Source organism: Provencibacterium massiliense (assembly GCF_900169495.1).
Classification (GTDB): Bacteria; Bacillota; Clostridia; order Oscillospirales; family Ruminococcaceae; genus Harryflintia; species Harryflintia acetispora.
Map to the genome: position 1 here is coordinate 36,088 of NZ_FWCH01000011.1, position 15,485 is coordinate 51,572.

General features: G+C 43.4%; 5 protein-coding genes, 6 tRNA genes and 3 rRNA genes. 12 read left to right on the forward strand and 2 right to left on the reverse strand.

Features of this window, described 5'->3' with window-relative positions:
- Positions 1 to 696: 696 nt before the first annotated feature.
- The 9 genes from B5477_RS03890 (at position 697) to B5477_RS03930 (ending at position 6,709) form a co-directional block, all read left to right on the forward strand.
- Positions 697 to 2,210: ribosomal RNA gene (locus tag B5477_RS03890) — 16S ribosomal RNA — on the forward strand.
- A 220-nt stretch (positions 2,211 to 2,430) separates the two neighbouring features.
- Positions 2,431 to 2,506: transfer RNA gene (locus B5477_RS03895), tRNA-Ala, on the forward strand.
- Between the two features lie 129 nt (positions 2,507 to 2,635).
- Positions 2,636 to 2,712: transfer RNA gene (locus B5477_RS03900), tRNA-Ile, on the forward strand.
- Positions 2,713 to 3,104: 392 nt separating this feature from the next.
- Positions 3,105 to 5,944 (forward strand): 23S ribosomal RNA (locus B5477_RS03905).
- A gap of 184 nt (positions 5,945 to 6,128) precedes the next feature.
- Positions 6,129 to 6,245, forward strand: a 5S ribosomal RNA gene (rrf, locus tag B5477_RS03910).
- Together the 16S, 23S and 5S rRNA genes with 6 tRNA genes alongside form the textbook arrangement of a ribosomal RNA operon.
- 57 nt (positions 6,246 to 6,302) lie before the next feature.
- Positions 6,303 to 6,378: transfer RNA gene (locus B5477_RS03915), tRNA-Asn, on the forward strand.
- 87 nt (positions 6,379 to 6,465) lie between these two features.
- A tRNA-Ile gene (locus B5477_RS03920) sits at positions 6,466 to 6,542 on the forward strand.
- A gap of 9 nt (positions 6,543 to 6,551) precedes the next feature.
- Positions 6,552 to 6,627, forward strand: a tRNA-Trp gene (locus B5477_RS03925).
- A gap of 6 nt (positions 6,628 to 6,633) precedes the next feature.
- Positions 6,634 to 6,709: transfer RNA gene (locus B5477_RS03930), tRNA-Thr, on the forward strand.
- A gap of 130 nt (positions 6,710 to 6,839) precedes the next feature.
- On the opposite strand, the gene B5477_RS03935 is transcribed toward B5477_RS03930, so the two are convergent.
- Positions 6,840 to 11,282 carry a rhamnan synthesis F family protein gene (locus tag B5477_RS03935; RefSeq protein WP_079698509.1) on the reverse strand — a complete coding sequence of 1,481 codons (4,443 nt, stop codon included), beginning with the start codon at positions 11,280 to 11,282 and terminating at the stop codon, positions 6,840 to 6,842.
- 242 nt (positions 11,283 to 11,524) lie between these two features.
- Positions 11,525 to 12,379 (reverse strand): tyrosine-type recombinase/integrase, encoded by an 855-nt coding sequence (locus B5477_RS03940; RefSeq protein ID WP_242942117.1) that lies wholly within the window; start codon positions 12,377 to 12,379, stop codon positions 11,525 to 11,527.
- Positions 12,380 to 12,607: 228 nt separating this feature from the next.
- On the opposite strand from B5477_RS03940, the gene B5477_RS03945 reads away from it, so the two are divergent.
- From B5477_RS03945 to B5477_RS03955, 3 genes are read left to right on the forward strand one after another with little or no spacing between them, the layout of a single operon-like run.
- Positions 12,608 to 13,354 carry a 3-deoxy-manno-octulosonate cytidylyltransferase gene (locus B5477_RS03945; RefSeq protein WP_079698510.1) on the forward strand — a complete coding sequence of 249 codons (747 nt, stop codon included), beginning with the start codon at positions 12,608 to 12,610 and terminating at the stop codon, positions 13,352 to 13,354.
- The gene (locus B5477_RS03950) at positions 13,355 to 14,944 is read left to right on the forward strand and encodes an aldolase catalytic domain-containing protein (RefSeq protein WP_079698511.1); all 1,590 of its coding nucleotides are present in this window, start codon (positions 13,355 to 13,357) and stop codon (positions 14,942 to 14,944) included.
- Positions 14,945 to 14,958: 14 nt separating this feature from the next.
- Complete coding sequence (locus tag B5477_RS03955) at positions 14,959 to 15,435, forward strand: KdsC family phosphatase (RefSeq protein ID WP_079698512.1); 477 nt, start codon at positions 14,959 to 14,961, stop codon at positions 15,433 to 15,435.
- The last annotated feature ends 50 nt before the right edge of the window (positions 15,436 to 15,485 follow it).

Genomic DNA, 15,485 nt, shown 5'->3' on the forward strand with positions numbered 1-15,485 from the left:
CATTTTTTGTGCAAACTATCACCGCATCACCCTGTCCCTTAAAAGCAGATTTGCATGGGAAATGCAGGTAAAAATCGTGTAAAACGACGAAGTTGCATTTTTGAGGCGGAAACTGCAAATCCATGCGGAAAATCTATTGACAAAAAAGGAGAGGATGTGCTAATATAAATAAGCTGTCCGACGGGAGGCCGTGATCTTGAGCCCGAAAGGGGGAGGGGAAAGGGTTGACAAGAAGGGCAGCAGGGTGATATAATAAAGCTTACCTCCCTCGGGAGGCAGGGTTTGTTAAAAAGCCCGGGAAACGCGTCGGGCGCGGCCCGACACCAAAGAAAAGGCGTGTTGGCAAGCACGGAGTGCTTGACGGGAGGAGCAGAGCTCCGAGAACGGCTTTTCAAAATGCGAAGGAAGTTGCTTGAAGCGGAAAAGAACGCGAAACGTTCTTAGGATGCGTCGGGCAATGCCCGACGCTATAGGACCTTGAAAATTGAACAACATGAAAAAGCGAACCTTTGAAATTCTAATGAGTAATTCAAAGTAGTGCGTGGGACTTTTGGGACATGGGAATTCCGCAAGGAATTCCAGCGCATGTTCCGGGAGGCACACGCAGTGCTAGCGTAAAGCGTCCGGAAGGACGCACCAAGAGCGAATTAAGCTTTTGAAAGAGATATGTAGCGCCTAAGGGCGATATATATACCATTTCTAAAGAGTTTGATCCTGGCTCAGGACGAACGCTGGCGGCGCGCCTAACACATGCAAGTCGAACGGAGAAATGCTGAGCTTGCTTTGCATTTTTTAGTGGCGGACGGGTGAGTAACACGTGAGCAACCTGCCTTTGTGAGGGGAATAACGTCTGGAAACGGACGCTAATACCGCATAACGTCAAGGAACCGCATGGTTTTTTGACCAAAGATTTTATCGCAAAAAGATGGGCTCGCGGCTGATTAGCTAGTTGGCGGGGTAACGGCCCACCAAGGCGACGATCAGTAGCCGGACTGAGAGGTTGATCGGCCACATTGGGACTGAGACACGGCCCAGACTCCTACGGGAGGCAGCAGTGGGGGATATTGCACAATGGGGGAAACCCTGATGCAGCGACGCCGCGTGAGGGAAGACGGTTTTCGGATTGTAAACCTCTGTCTTCAGGGACGAAATCAATGACGGTACCTGAGGAGGAAGCCACGGCTAACTACGTGCCAGCAGCCGCGGTAATACGTAGGTGGCAAGCGTTGTCCGGAATTACTGGGTGTAAAGGGAGCGTAGGCGGGAATGCAAGTTGAATGTTTAAACTATCGGCTCAACTGATAATCGCGTTCAAAACTGCATTTCTTGAGTGGAGTAGAGGCAGGCGGAATTCCTAGTGTAGCGGTGAAATGCGTAGATATTAGGAGGAACACCAGTGGCGAAGGCGGCCTGCTGGGCTCTAACTGACGCTGAGGCTCGAAAGCGTGGGTAGCAAACAGGATTAGATACCCTGGTAGTCCACGCCGTAAACGATGATTACTAGGTGTGGGGGGACTGACCCCTTCCGTGCCGGAGTTAACACAATAAGTAATCCACCTGGGGAGTACGGTCGCAAGACTGAAACTCAAAGGAATTGACGGGGGCCCGCACAAGCAGTGGAGTATGTGGTTTAATTCGAAGCAACGCGAAGAACCTTACCAGGTCTTGACATCGTGCGCATACCGTAGAGATACGGGAAGTCCTTCGGGACGCATAGACAGGTGGTGCATGGTTGTCGTCAGCTCGTGTCGTGAGATGTTGGGTTAAGTCCCGCAACGAGCGCAACCCTTATTATTAGTTGCTACGCAAGAGCACTCTAATGAGACTGCCGTTGACAAAACGGCGGAAGGTGGGGATGACGTCAAATCATCATGCCCCTTATGACCTGGGCTACACACGTACTACAATGGCACTTAACAGAGGGAAGCAAGACCGCGAGGTGGAGCAAACCCCCAAAAAGTGTCTCAGTTCGGATTGCAGGCTGCAACCCGCCTGTATGAAGTCGGAATTGCTAGTAATCGCGGATCAGCATGCCGCGGTGAATACGTTCCCGGGCCTTGTACACACCGCCCGTCACACCATGAGAGCCGGTAACACCCGAAGTCAGTAGCCTAACCGCAAGGAGGGCGCTGCCGAAGGTGGGATTGGTGATTAGGGTGAAGTCGTAACAAGGTAGCCGTATCGGAAGGTGCGGCTGGATCACCTCCTTTCTAAGGAGCGATAGTAAGTGGTAAGACACTTACGAACTCCAAGGTCAGGGATTTTAAAGAGCTTTAACATGTTGTTCGATTTTGAGGGTCCTACGCCAACGTCCCCGTTGGCGTCTCAAAGAATTCACCTGTCGGAGCGAAGCTCCTCCTGTGCTTGCGCACAGCGGTGAATTCTTCGTGATAGCCGGGGAGAAGTTGGGAGCAGGACTTTCAGAAAGATGGGGGTGTAGCTCAGCTGGGAGAGCACCTGCCTTGCACGCAGGGGGTCAGGAGTTCGAACCTCCTCATCTCCACCAGTGGCAAGCAGCCACGGCCAAGACGCGCAGGAAAGCGAACCGAAAGGGGAGCGGACGTGTGGCGTTGGAAGCAGGATGGGGACGAGAGGAACGGACGAGGGACGCCATGCACAGGCTACGCCAGACTATGGGCGCATAGCTCAGGTGGTTAGAGCGCACGCCTGATAAGCGTGAGGTCGGTGGTTCGAGTCCACTTGTGCCCACCAGAGGTATAGTGAGGATAAGAGCTTGTTAAACAAGTGGACTTGTCCACATTGTGCCCACCAGAGGTACGGTAGGGATTATCCCGATTGTACCCACCCGGGTTTTGCTGAAAGGTAAAACCAAAATTCAATGTGGACGAAGTCCACACCAAAGAAAAGCCACGCTAGGAGCTACGTTCCGAGAGTGGGTTTTCAAAATGACTCGAGCGGAGTCTGAAGCAAGCACAAGAACGCATTGCGTTCTTGCAATGCGTCGGGCTGTGCCCGAGGCAATAGTACCTTGAAAATTGAACAAAGAGTAAACTGCGAATTGAGGAAAAACCAAGGATTCTGGATGAAAGTCCAGGATTCAAATGGGTAATACTACAAATTTGCTGAGAGAGAACAACACATAAGGTCAAGCTATAAAGGGCGCAGGGCGAATGCCTTGGCACCAGGAGCCGACGAAGGACGTGGCAAGCTGCGAAAAGATACGGGGAGCCGCAAGCAGGCATTGATCCGTATATGTCCGAATGGAGCAATCCGGCCGGAGTAATTTCCGGTCATCATACAGTGAATCCATAGCTGTATGAGGGGAACCCCCTGAACTGAAACATCTAAGTAGGGGGAGGAAGAGAAATCAACCGAGATTCCGCTAGTAGTGGCGAGCGAACGCGGAAGAGGCCAAACCAAAGGTAGAAATACCATTGGGGTTGTGGACTGCATTTAGCATTGACGAGACTTAGCCGAACTGCATGGGAAGGCAGCCCGGAGGGCGTGAGAGGCGCGTAGGCGAAAAGTCGAGTCAGCGAGCAGGATCCAGAGTACCGCGGGACACGAGGAATCCCGTGGGAAGCCGGGGGGACCACCCTCCAAGCCTAAATACTCCCTGGTGACCGATAGCGTATAGTACTGTGAAGGAAAGGTGAAAAGGACCCCGGGAGGGGAGTGAAAAAGAACCTGAAACCCTGTGCCTACAAGCACCTAGAGCACGTCAATGTGTAATAGGGTACTTTTTGTAGAACGGTCCGGCGAGCGTATGTAACGAGCAAGGTTAAGGACTTAAGGTCTGAAGCCGAAGGGAAACCGAGTCTGAAAAGGGCGTCCAGTTTGTTGCATTCGGCCCGAAACCGGGTGACCTATCCATGTCCAGGCTGAAGTGGAGGTAAAACTCCATGGAGGGCCGAACCGACCTCCGTTGAAAAGGCGGCGGATGAGGTGTGGATAGCGGAGAAATTCCAATCGAACCCGGATATAGCTGGTTCTCCCCGAAATAGCTTTAGGGCTAGCGTTGTGTATGATTACTGGAGGTAAAGCACTGAATGGGCTAGGGGCCGAGAGGTTACCGAACCCTATCAAACTCTGAATGCCAGATAATCTTAGCACAGCAGTCAGACAGTGTGAGATAAGTCTCATTGTCGAAAGGGAAACAGCCCAGACCCACAGCTAAGGTCCCAAAGTCAGTTTAAGTGGAAAAGGATGTGGAGCTGCTAAGACAACCAGGATGTTGGCTTAGAAGCAGCCACTCATTAAAAGAGTGCGTAATAGCTCACTGGTCGAGTGGCTCTGCGCCGAAAATGTAACGGGGCTAAAACTGACACCGAAGCTTGGGCTTCATGCGAAAGCATGAGGGGTAGGGGAGCGTCGTATATGGAGAGAAGTCGTAGCGAAAGCGGCGGTGGACTGTATACGAGTGAGAATGCCGGAATGAGTAGCGCGAATTATGTGAGAATCATAATGGCCGAAAGCCTAAGGTTTTAGGAGGAAGGTTCGTCCGCTCCTAGTTAGCCGGGAGCTAAGGTGAGGCCGAAAGGCGTAGCCGATGCACATACGGTAGAAATTCCGTAGCCGCCAAAAGATTTAAGTAAAGGGACACTGTCAAAGTGAGCAAGCCGGGCGTTGGTAGACCCGGTCGAAAGGGACTGAAGATTAGTAGGGAAGTGCTCATAGCGACAGGCGAGAAAAGCTTTATGAATATCAGAGGCGCCCGTACCGCAAACCGACACAGGTAGGTAGGAAGAGAATTCTAAGGCCAACGGGAGAAGGGTTGTTAAGGAACTCGGCATATTGACCCCGTAACTTCGGAAGAAGGGGTGCTCATAGAAATATGAGCCGCAGAGAATAGGTCCAGGCGACTGTTTAGCAAAAACACAGGTCTCTGCTAAATCGAAAGATGACGTATAGGGGCTGACACCTGCCCGGTGCTGGAAGGTTAAGAGGAGATGTGCAAGCATTGAATTGAAGCCCCAGTAAACGGCGGCCGTAACTATAACGGTCCTAAGGTAGCGAAATTCCTTGTCGGGTAAGTTCCGACCCGCACGAATGGTGTAACGATCTGGACGCTGTCTCAACAACCCGCCCGGCGAAATTGTAGTACCGGTGAAGATGCCGGTTACCCGCGACAAGACGGAAAGACCCCATGGAGCTTTACTGTAGCTTAATATTGGATTTCGGTATTTCATGTACAGGATAGGTGGGAGGCTAAGAAGCAGGCACGCCAGTGTCTGTGGAGCCGACGTTGGGATACCACTCTTGAGGTGCTGGAATTCTAACCTGCGGCCGTGAATCCGGTCGGGGGACATTGTTAGGTGGGCAGTTTGACTGGGGCGGTCGCCTCCAAAAGAGTAACGGAGGCGCTCAAAGGTTGGCTCAGCACGGACGGAAACCGTGCTTTTGAGTGTAAACGCGTAAGCCAGCCTAACTGCGAGACCGACGGGTCGAGCAGTAACGAAAGTTGGAGTTAGTGATCCGGTGGTATGTGAGTGGAAATGCCATCGCTCAACGGATAAAAGCTACCCTGGGGATAACAGGCTGATCTCCCCCAAGAGTCCACATCGTCGGGGAGGTTTGGCACCTCGATGTCGGCTCATCACATCCTGGGGCTGTATTCGGTCCCAAGGGTTCGGCTGTTCGCCGATTAAAGTGGTACGCGAGCTGGGTTCAGAACGTCGTGAGACAGTTCGGTCCCTATCTGTCGTGGGCGCAGGATATTTGAGAGGAGCTGTCCCTAGTACGAGAGGACCGGGATGGACGCACCTCTGGTGCACCAGTTGTTCCGCCAGGAGCACAGCTGGGCAGCTATGTGCGGAATGGATAAACGCTGAAGGCATCTAAGCGTGAAGCCAACCTCAAGATAAGATATCCCACTGAGTCAATCAGGTAAGACCCCTTGAAGACTACAAGGTAGATAGGCCTCAGGTGTAAGTGCGGTGACGTATTTAGCCAGGAGGTACTAATCGGTCGAGGGCTTGTCCTAATGTGTATATTCTCTTGTTGCTTTATTGCAACGCTCTTTGTTCAATTTTCTGGGTACTAGCTTTTCCTCCCGGAAAAGCTCTCAAAGAATGAAATCACTTCGTGTTTTCATTCTTCCGAAGCGCCGGGAGAAAAGATGATCCAGTGCAAGGGAGACTCCCAATACTTTGGGAGGCAACCCAATGGCCGGTGTTAATGGCGATGAGGAACCACCTGTTCCCATACCGAACACAGAAGTTAAGCTCATCTGCGCCGACAATACTTGGCGGGCGACTGCCTGGGAAGATAGGTCGATGCCGGCACTGCTCCTTAGGGAGCGTTGATAGCTGCTCATTATATTTTGAGCAGCTATCCCATTTTCCTCAATAGCTCAGTTGGTAGAGCATGCGGCTGTTAACCGCAGGGTCGTTGGTTCGAGTCCAACTTGGGGAGCCAGTGTTTTCTGCAGGCAGAATCAGCCATAATCCTGAGTTTGCCGGCATAAAATATAAATATCCCGCATGCACGACCAATCAGAGAAATGGGCCATTAGCTCAGTTGGTCAGAGCTACCGGCTCATAACCGGTTGGTCCGGGGTTCGAGTCCCTGATGGCCCACCATTTTTACACAGGGGCATAGCTCAGTTGGTAGAGCAGCGGTCTCCAAAACCGCGTGCCGAGGGTTCAAGTCCTTCTGCCCCTGCCACCATGCGCTGACGTAGCTCAGCAGGCAGAGCACCTCCTTGGTAAGGAGGAGGTCGTGCGTTCGAATCGCATCGTCAGCTCCAAAGGAAAAGCCGATCACATTTTGTGATCGGCTTTTCCTTTGGAGCTTTAAAGGATCAATTACTAGATAAATATGTTAGGATTTGAGTAAATAACGATTGATTAGAAAAGATGGGATAGAATAGATAAAATTCACTTTTTGGGGGAGCCTTTTTTACAGAATTCTTTAAACTTTGTAATAGAAAAGGGAGCATTGCAGACCTTTGCAAGCTCGATTCGGCAGTTCTCTTTTAACCAGAAGCCATATCGTGCTTGAAGTTTCTTCCACCACATATTTTTAATAGGAATTTCATTTTCTGGAAGTTTCATTGTACGCTCAATATTTTGATAAATATAACCGGTATTATAATTGGAGTGCTCGTTGAGGTATTGAAGAATATCATAAGGGGAATGAAGTTCATGTAATGGAAACTCAAAACAATTTTCCTTAATAAAGAACACCTTGCGTTTTAGGAGAGGGCTATGATCCTCTACCATTTGCTGATAAGCACGGTACACTGGATTATTTAGACGATAGTCCTTGTATTTTTTCCATGGAATATAAGACTCAGATAAAAACCCCTTTTTCTCAAAATATCGAGTACAACGCAATTCATGATAGGCTATGGCTTGTTGGTAGGTTTGCGGTACAAGCAAAGTCTTCCAATATTCTTCAAAACTGGGAGATATTAGAATGGGCTTTCGAAAGACGATAAAATAGGATTGCAAATGATCGGATAAATGTTCGCCACCAACAAACTGATCTTGGTTTAGGTAACGATTATGTCCCCAAAAATCACAATCCTTTCGTCCCATCTCGGTAAACATTTCAGAGAATGGATACACTGGACCAAAGTTGGTAAAGTTGTTTAGAAGCACTTCATCATAGTTTTTAGCAATCGTGTCAAAGCCATAGCTTTCAAGCGCTTCTTTATAGGCCCATGAATCAAATCCGATGTTTTCTCTCACTAAAAGTCTGTCACAGCATTTTTGCAAGGAAATATTCCCCATATTGTTTAGAAGCCCATTAACCACTACACATATTTCAGTACAAACAGTTCGCAGCTGTTGAAGATAATATATCACATAATCGTCTACTACACCTTCGGAATCAAAAAAGAAGTAGATCCCTAATCGCCGTATATCTTTTGACTCTTCTCTTTGAATAAGTGCCGGGAGAAAATGATTCGGTGCTTTTTCTTTAAATATCGCCTCGTAAACACGTCCGCAATTATTATGGTCCAAATAAGGATAAAATTGTTGCCGGCGTGCAAGCATCTCTTCGGTCGGATTTTCTAGTCGCAGGCAACTAGCTACTTCCGCCTCATTTCTTGCAATGATACCAAGATGAAGTTTGAAAAATGATTCTTCTAAGGGGTAATGTCCCTTGATAAATTGCTCGGAAAGGTAATAAATTGGAATAGCCCCTTCTTTATATGCAAAGTCAAAGGCGACAGAGGAAAAATCAGTGATCAGATATCGTGCGCTTTTAAAATATGTATTAAATTCATCTGTTCCCAAAGAATTGTTGAGATAAATGAAATGGACATCTAATCCATCCAGGGCTTCTTTAACAATTTGATCATGACCCTGTTTTACAATCTCGTGATGAAAGGCATAATGCAGCTCATAATTAGGAAATTGCTTTCGTATGTATTTAACCAATGAAATAATACAGCTAAAATAAGAGGTTTTTTTAAAATCCTCAAAAAGTACCGAGTTTACTCTTTGAGATAGTGAGAGGCGCCAAGTAAAGAAAAAAAACACCTTTCCCGCACATGACTGTGCTCCATACCATTTGTCCATCCGCGGTGCGCCGAGACAAAAAGTATTCTTAAACTCATATTTTTGAGAAAACGCTGCTTGTTCCAAAGGAACGCTAAGAAAGGTTCTCGCTGGATTATCCCAAGAGTAACGGTGAAGCATAGCGACTTCTTTATCGCCAAGCGCCATGCCATGTGGTATGAGATCCCATTCTGTTGGCAGCATAAAATAATGAATGTCCTTTAATACACCATTAGTAGGAAAAAGCTCAAGTCTTAGAGAAAAAGAACTAATCCATCTGTGAGAAAAAAGTACCGCCAGAAGATGACGACGTCCATTATGGACAAGCATTTTATTTCGAATTTCAGAATCCTGCTGCGATAGTTTAATCTTTTTAGATGCGATATAGTATACATTTTCTTTTTTCTTCAATGCATATTTGAACAGTTCAAATGCATTATCTGCAGCTCCAAGGTTCTCTGCAAACAGGCTTAGAGGATGGAAGGGATTAAGGCAAGCGAATAAAAAAATCAGTTTGTCGCGTAGGCTATATTCATTTGAACTTAAAACTGAACAGCGGTAGCGCCCCTTTGTTTGGAAATGTAATTCCCCATTGGATATTCTGACATAAAGTCCCCTTTCTTTAAGTTCCAACGCATTGTAAGAGACTCCAGCACCCCATCGAAAGGAAACGGGTGTTTCATCGTCAAACATCCTGACACTTTGATTTTTCACATCAGCAAGAGGAATTTCAAAAAACAGTCCAACGGAATTGTAATATGATTTAAGATAGTTTGTGAGCATTTGCTGGCCAGATGTTAGCTCTTCTCGTGGGTAATAATTTTTTCCGAAGATTTGCAAATATAAATCTTTAGCCCGTATGTAATTGGTATTAAAATAAAAAACAAGGCGCTCACCCTCCAATGACAGATTACAGAGGGAAGCTCGAATTGGCTTAGATTGCTTTTTCTTTTGGAAATTTTCTTTAATATTTTCCATTTTGTTTCGAGGATATCGCCAGAGAAGTAAAAGCAAATGACGTAAGGAATAGCGCCTGTTTAAGATTTCATGGAGATCAACCTCGGCTACTGAAGAAATTCTGTTTAATTGTCTTTCTATTTCATAATAGCGCCAACTCTTTACTCGGAACTTACGAAAAGCAGTTAAGGTTAAACGGTTCGACATGAAATGCAGATTATCGAGAGAAACAGCGGCGTTTTGTGGTGATGTAATGGAAGCAGTATAGAATCCACCCTGCTGTATTATCATTGGCAGAAAGACATCCAATCGATTTTCCTGCGATAAAATAGCTGTGCAGTTTTGACCTTCTAAAAAGGAGGAGAACTTATCAAGTGCTGCAGCTCTGATCCAAAATACCGTCTCCAGGTTTGTATAGATTCCCTCATCGAATGGAACTTGGAAATTTAACTGTTCAAATATATTTTTGTATTGAGTATTCCGCGTTAATAAAAATGCTTGGCCTTGGGAATAGTAGGAAGAAAAATCAGTCTTAAATGGTATAGCTAATCCCATACGCGGCTCTGCTTCAAAAAGTGCTAAAAGGTTAAAGACATATCCTTCGCTTGGGATGAGACTGCTAAACAGGTATCGACAGTAATCTTCTTCGGCGAGCCGGAGATCTTGCTGAATACTATTGTAATTCCAAATACAACAACAGTAGTCGGCTTCTAAAATGTAATTACGGCAGGCGTTAAAACAGCCAATCGCTATATTTTCCGCATCGATTGTAGCTCGAATCACAGTCACCTGAGGAAACATTCCCAATCTCTTTTGGCACTCTAATTCGATCTCGTCTTTTGGACAAATCAGATAAATTGAATATTTCTCTACAAACGGTTTGAGATATAGACTAAGAAGATCAAGATAAAATATTTCTGGAATATAGATAGAAAAAACTATACGAAGAGAGAATTTTTTATCTGCTTCATAGAAATGTTGCGTAGGGATCACATGGCTTAAATGCATATTATTTCGTAGGGTAGACATTTTTTGGGTATGTAATAGATCATCCCAAATAAGATTTTCATTATAATTTGTATATTGTCTAATCCACTGAACTAAATTAATTGCGTGATCCGCTAGGCTGTTATTTAAGAGATCCATATATGGGGGAAAGAAAAAAGCCCGCCGTTTAACTAAGGGACATCTGCTTTTAATCAATAGTTCATCCGCCAAAATGATAGAAGAATTGTTACAGCGTTCCTTATATTTAGTTAAATCGACAAATGAGTCAGATTGATAACCCAAACTTTCAAAATATTTGGTAAAAACGGTTTCATGCAAGGCAGTTGACTCGGTTTTGCTTGTAATAGGGGGAATTTTCTCCCAGTAATATTGGAAATCTTTCGATGTCAACATTTTGTGCCTAATGACGATAAAATAAGACATTAAATGCTCATGTATATATCCATTATTGTTTGGTAAGAGATAGTTGTTTTGCTCGGGATGCTTCACTGGTCCCCAAAAATCACAGGAACGGTTTTCCATTTCAAAAAACATTTCCGAGAATGGAAACATAGGCCCATAACAGGTGTAATTACACAAAATCAGTTCATCATATTTAACAATTTGTTCCCATCCTATTTTTTCCATTGCCGATTTATATGCCCATACATCAAACCCAACATTTTCCCTGCAGTACACATGATCGGATACGCCAGCAATTTTATTGTAATTTTCTTTATCCAATTCCCCATTTACGACAGTAAAAACTTTGGAAGAGACTTCATGTAGGGATTGAATATAAAATGGAACAAAGTTGCGAACAATCCCATTAGCATCCCAAAAAAAATAAATTGCTAATCTATCCATTTACAATACCTTTCCTTTTAGTTCTTTGAGCTACTACAAAGATTTATTACATAATTTTAATTATGTACGTTTAATCAAATAGCGATCACAGTATATTATTCCGTTCAAGCCAATTTGTTTTTATTTACGGTACTTTTGGCCAGTTAAATTTACAAGGATTTTAAGGTTGCTTTGGAGAAATAATTGTTTTATAATAAAAAAGGTCACATAATTAAAATTATGTGACTTAATACCTTTTATCCTTACTCTATTAGTTTCATGCGATTAATTAATTTTTCATGTTCTGACCCACTCATAACCACATAAAGTCGTGTAGTCTCCAAGCTACTGTGACCCAGTAGATCTGCTAATTTAGCTAGATCCTTGTCTTGAGAATAATAGCAAAGAGCAAATAAGTGCCGTAAATTATGAGGAAAAACCTTACTTGTTTCTACTTTTGCAAATTTAGCAAGGTTTTTCATTTCGACCCAAATTTGATGCCTGCTAATCGGTTTACCTCGATGAGTTAAAAATATACTCCCTTTTTTAATCCCATTTTCTTTAATATACCGTCGAAGCCTGACGCATAGCACTTGTGGAAGGAACACGATGCGGCTTTTGCCTTTTAAAGAAACAGTCATGGTTCCTCTGTTTACAGCTTCTACGGATACGAATGAAAGCTCTGAGACTCGAAGACCTGTTGAGCAGATGGTTTGAAGAATAAAGTAAAGGCGCATATTTTTTCTTTCTTTTGCAGTTTGTAACAGAAGCCTATATTCTGCTTGGGACAAATCCTTCTCGTTTTGACGAAATGGCTGCCGCTGTATTTTCATTTGTTTCACACGTAGCTCTTCCCAGTTTAAAAAATGGAAAAGACTATTAATTGCCGCCAGCATTGAATTAATACTGCTAACTGCATAGTTTTGTTGAATAAGAGATTCTTTCCAGTTTAAGACTACTAACTTATTTAGATAACAGTTTTTTGGAAGATAATACATGAATTTTTTGATATCTCGTTGATACTTTTCGATTGTTGCACGACTGCGTTCATTAAGCTTTAAATAAATTATGAATTTGTCCACAAGGGTCTGCGTTAAGATGCATCTTTTTTTTACCAATTTTGTGCCTCCTCAATAATCAAGTTTTATCTAAGAATATATTAATATCAATAAATTGTCTATTTTGATGTGCTATACAAATATTGATTTTTAGAGAGTCGAGAGGGGGTCATAAATGTATAAAGTCATTGCAATGTTTCCGAAAGCAAATTACTGAGCTTATAATTCGCAAACGTCCTGAAGGACGGCTATAAACAATGTCAAATTTCTTTTGAAAGGTGAACTTTTATGAAAATAACAGCAGTAATTCCAGCAAGATATGACTCTACTCGTTTTCCAGGCAAACCGCTTGCAGATATTTGTGGCAAACCGATGATTTGGTGGGTGTATCAAGAAGCCAAAAAGGTTGAAGATTATGTTGATGTAATTGTTGCAACCGATAGTACAAAAATAATTGATGTTTGCAATCAGTTTGGAATGAATGCAATGATGACATCGAGTAAACATCCTATGGGTACAGACCGGGTAGCTGAAGTAGCGTCTCGCACAGATTCAGATTATTATGTAGTTATTTTAGGGGACGAACCGATATTGAGAGCGGATGATGAAAAAAAAGTTGTTCGTGCAATTCAATCTGGTATATGTGCGGATGCGATACAGCTTGTTGAGGTGATGACCAATCCTGTTGATGTAGTCAACACTACAACAATTAAGTTAGCTATTAATGATGAAGGTTATTGTATTTTTTTGTCTAGGGCACCGATCCCGACACCTAAATCTTCATTGGGATATAAGTATTACAAAAATACTGGATGTTTTGCAATGAGCAGAGAGGCTCTAGAGTTTTTTGTAAAAACAAAACGCGGAAATATTGAGCTAGCAGAAGATATCGAACAGTTGAGATTGATTGAAAACTACAAGAAAATCTTTACTGTTCAGGCAGATTATATGTCCATGTCTGTGGATACTCCCAAGGACCTGGAAAGAATTAGAGATGAAATTAGTTGTAGATTGAGAGACGAAGGGAGAAGCTAAATGGGGAAAGTACATGTTGTAGACGTTACGCTGCGCGATGGTGGCTGTGTGATCGATTTCAATTTTGGCGATAAAAATATGCAAACTATTTTGGACGGCCTAAATGCTTCTAAAGTTGATTGTATTGAGGTTGGATATATAAACGAAACAAAAGGAACAGTGTCTGGAAGAACTCAATTTAAAAATGAACGGGTTATTGTTGATTCGCTTCTGCAAGGGAAGAAAAAAAAAGCGACATATTTGGCGATGATCGATTATGGGACTTTTGATGTGGCCAAGCTTGAGCATCAGGACGAGAGTGGAATAGATGGTATCCGCTTTGCTTTCCATAAAAAAGATTTTAGAAAAATTGGTGAAATTGGCCGCACGATTATAGACAAAGGATACCAGTTTTTTGTACAGCCTATGCTTACCTTGCGTTACAGTGATAGGGAACTGTTGGAACTTATTGAGCTGGTAAACCAGGAACTGCCCGATGTATCCGGCTTTTACATTGTAGATTCTTTTGGAGAAATGCGTTATAACGACGTTATCCGTGCTTTGAATTTAGTCGATAACAACCTTAATAAAAATATCCCTGTTGGTTTTCACTCACACAACAATTTACAGCTGTCATATGCAAACGCTATTTCAGTGCTGCAATTTCCAACAACGAGAGACATTTACTTGGATAGCTCTATTATGGGAATGGGAAAAGGTGCTGGGAATCTAATTTCAGAGCTATTGCTAGGTCATCTTAATTTATACTACCAGAAAAATTATGAGATATCTCCTTTGTTGAATGTCATAGATACAGTGTTGGATGGTATTCACGCCACGTCCTACTGGGGATATTCTGCTGAGTATTACCTCTCAGCAATAAACCATTGTACGCCTAGCTATGCGCGTCATTTTCATTGCAAACATATGCTTCCAATTAACGAAATTGCTGAATTACTGGCTAAAATTGAGGAAACAAAAAAGATTTCTTTTGATAAGAATTATGCAGATGAGATTTATCATAACTATTTATTTAGGCCTGTCGATGATTCCGAAACAATCCAAAACTTAACAGAGATTTTTGGGCAAAAGAAGGTACTTGTCCTTGCTCCAGGTCGTTCGATTGAGGATGAAAGAGAAAAAATCCTTAATTATATATCGACAAATGATGTAATTGTGTTATCCATTAATGCAATACACAAACAAATTCCTTGCGATTATGTCTTTATTTCCAATCGAAGAAGATATAAATCTTTTTGCGAAGTTGCAAAAGATACCGATACAGTGCCTCTTATTTGCACCTCTAATGTTCCGCTTAAAATGGGACAAGCCTATTTAATTAATTATGCCGACTACACATGTAATGATCCGGTTATTGAGAGTAATGCAGGGATGATGGCTCTGAATCTTATGCTGAAATTGGGTGTCAAAAGCATTGTTTTGGCAGGCTTTGATGGTTTTGGATTTGAGCGGCATGCAGAGGATGCGCCGCCAGATCCCATGACTGGTGAGGAGTGGAAGAGATTAAATAAGTCTATTAGTACTCATATTCGTACAATAGAACATAAGGCAACTGTGGAGTTTTTGACGAAGTCTGGATATTGTATTTAGGTGGAAGTATAGTAATGGGTAAAATACGTTGTTTGATTCTAGATGTGGATGGAACCTTGACAGATGGCAAAGTAAATATATCGGATAGTGGTGAGCTTTTTAAAAGTTTTGATATTAAAGATGGGTATGCCATAAAGAACATTTTGCCCCAATTTGGTATTCTACCTGTTGTGATAACTGCTAGGACATCGAATATAACACAGATTAGATGTGAAGAGTTGAACATCGCCCATTGCTATCAGGGAGTAGCGGATAAACTTGCCTTCGTAGAAAATCAGCTGCTTCAGGAGCTGAATCTTACTTTAGACAATATTGCTTATGTAGGAGATGATTTACCGGATCTGCCATGCATGAAACAATGTGCAGTTAAGGGTTGTCCGGCAGACGCGGTAAAAGAGGTAAAAGAACTTTGTGATTTCATTTCTGTTAAAACGGGCGGTAATGGTGCGGTCAGAGAGTTTGTCGAGTGGATGATACAATGGAACGGATGACTTCAAAGCGAAAAAAGGATTATTTGAAGAATTATGATTTAGGAGGACCT

Excerpts from the sequence above, each read along its gene's own strand:
- B5477_RS03935 (WP_079698509.1), bottom strand. The coding sequence starts at position 11,282 with ATGGATAGATTAGCAATTTATTTTTTTTGGGATGCTAATGGGATTGTT.
- B5477_RS03945 (WP_079698510.1), top strand. The coding sequence starts at position 12,608 with ATGAAAATAACAGCAGTAATTCCAGCAAGATATGACTCTACTCGTTTT.
- B5477_RS03950 (WP_079698511.1), top strand. The coding sequence starts at position 13,355 with ATGGGGAAAGTACATGTTGTAGACGTTACGCTGCGCGATGGTGGCTGT.
- B5477_RS03955 (WP_079698512.1), top strand. The coding sequence starts at position 14,959 with ATGGGTAAAATACGTTGTTTGATTCTAGATGTGGATGGAACCTTGACA.